This is a genomic window from Mycobacterium kyogaense (assembly GCF_003254575.1).
Taxonomy (GTDB): Bacteria; Actinomycetota; Actinomycetes; order Mycobacteriales; family Mycobacteriaceae; genus Mycobacterium; species Mycobacterium kyogaense.
Window position 1 is genome coordinate 1 of the sequence record NZ_QJUA01000093.1, and the last position, 2,035, is coordinate 2,035.

The window sequence follows — 2,035 nt, forward strand, 5'->3', positions numbered from 1 at the left end:
CAGGCGGTGCGGGCGGTGCGGGCGGTGCGGGCGGTGCCGCTTATAACTATGGCCTGGGAGCAGCAAGCGCCGGCCTCGGTGGCAACGGCGGTGTCGGAAGCTCTTCCGGCGGTGCGGGCGGAGCAGGCGGCGACGCCTTCGTCTACAACAGCACCTCTTCTCGCAACGTGGTTGGTGCTGCCGGCGGGCTCGCGGGTGCGGGCGGCGCAGTACGGCCGGGCTACGGCGGCACCGGTGCAGGCGGAAAAGGCGGCAACGCCACGACTTACGGTTCCGGCAATGCGACCGGTGCGGCCGGGCGGGCCGGCAGCACCGGTAACAACGGCGGGGTCGGCGGAATGGGTGGCAGCGCGCTCACCTTTGGCAGTGGTTCCGCTACCGGCGGCGTAGGTGGGGCGGGCGGCACCGGAACGAATGGATACGGCGGCGACGCGGGTGCCAGCGGCAGCGCCTCCGTCTATAACACCGCCTCAAGCGTCAACGTCGCGGCGACTGCTGGCGCGAAGGGCGGCGACGGCACCGCCGACGTCTGGATCGGCGCGTCCTGGTCGGGTTACTGGCAGTCCGCCGGAGGTAGGGGCGGTGACGCAGGCAACGCCTACACGACGGGCACCGGCAATGCCATCGGTGCAGTGGGTGGTCAGGGCGGCCGAGGCAACGGCGGCCCTGAGGGAACCACTGCAACCGGTGGTGCAGGCGGTACCGGCGGGTCGGCCACGACTGCGGGAAGCGGTTACGTCACCCCGGGTGTCGGGGGCAGCGGCGGTTTCGGCGTAAACGTCGGAGGGGCCGGTGGAATGGGCGGCAGTGCAAGCATCGCCAGCACCTCCGATCACAACGTCGTCGGCGCTGCCGGCGGCAGTGGAGGCGGGGGTGAGGTCGGCGGTTCCGGAGGTACCGGAGGCACCGCTTCTACGGGCGGAAGCGGAAGCGTCACGCCGGGTGCCGGGGGCACCGGAGGCGCTGGCAGCTATATGGGCGGTGCTGGAGGAACGGGCGGCAGTGCAATTGTGACCAGCAGCACGTCCGCCCAAGATGCGATCGGTTCAGCGGGCGGCGTCGGTGGAACCGGCGGCATCATCGGTGGCGCCGGAGGGAGCGGCGGCAGCGCCACCACCTATGGCACAGGCAACGCAATTGGCGGTGCTGGACGCACCGGCGGGGCAGGTCGGTACGGCGGCGTCGGCGGCAACGGCGGTAATGCCGCCGTCTACAACGCGGGCTCCACCCACAGTGCAATCGCAGGCGCCGGCGGAACCGGTGGTGCCGGCACGAACGGCACAGGTGGCACCGGCGGAAATGGTGGACACGCCGAGAATGCCGGTTACGGCGGGGTGACTGCGGGCAACGGCGGCGCGGGCGGCAACGGCACCATCGGAGGCGGAAGCGGCGGCAACGGGGGCAGCGGGTTCATCACAAACGGCGCGTCAAACCGGGATGTCGTTGGCGCGGCCGGCGGGTCCGGCGGCACCGGTAGCAGCGGCGGTTCCGGCGGTTCCGGCGGCAGCGCGACCACCTACGGCACTGGCAATGTCTACGGCGGCGCCGGCGGAACCGGGCGCACCGGAGGCAGCGGTGGCTCCGGCGGCGCGGCCTACAACCATGGAAGTGGAAACGCCACCGGCGGGAAGGGGGGCGCGGGCGGCAGCAACACCAGTGCCGAGGGCGGAAGCGGCGGCGGCGGCGGTTTCGCCGTTGTCGGCGGTAACGGCTACATCGACGGGTATGGCAACGTCAGGATCCCCAGCCCGGGGCTCAACAACAGTTCCTCAACCGCGACGGCGACTGGAGGGGCAGGAGGAAACGGAGCCCAAGGCACTCGCGGTGGCTCCGGCGGTTCTGGAGGAACCTCCTACAACTTCGGGCTGGGCCAAGCCGTCGCCGGGGTCGGCGGAAGCGGCGGCACCGGCACCGCCTCTGGCACTATCGGCGGAACCGGCGGTGTTGGCGGCACCGGCGGAAGCGGTGGTGACGCGTTCATCTACAACGCCACCTCGGGGCAAAACGCGGTCGGTGCAACTGGAGGGGCCGGCGG

General features: G+C 71.7%; 1 pseudogene. It reads left to right on the forward strand.

Features of this window, described 5'->3' with window-relative positions:
• Positions 1–2,035, forward strand: a pseudogene (locus DMB80_RS28305) (PE family protein); the annotation flags it as partial.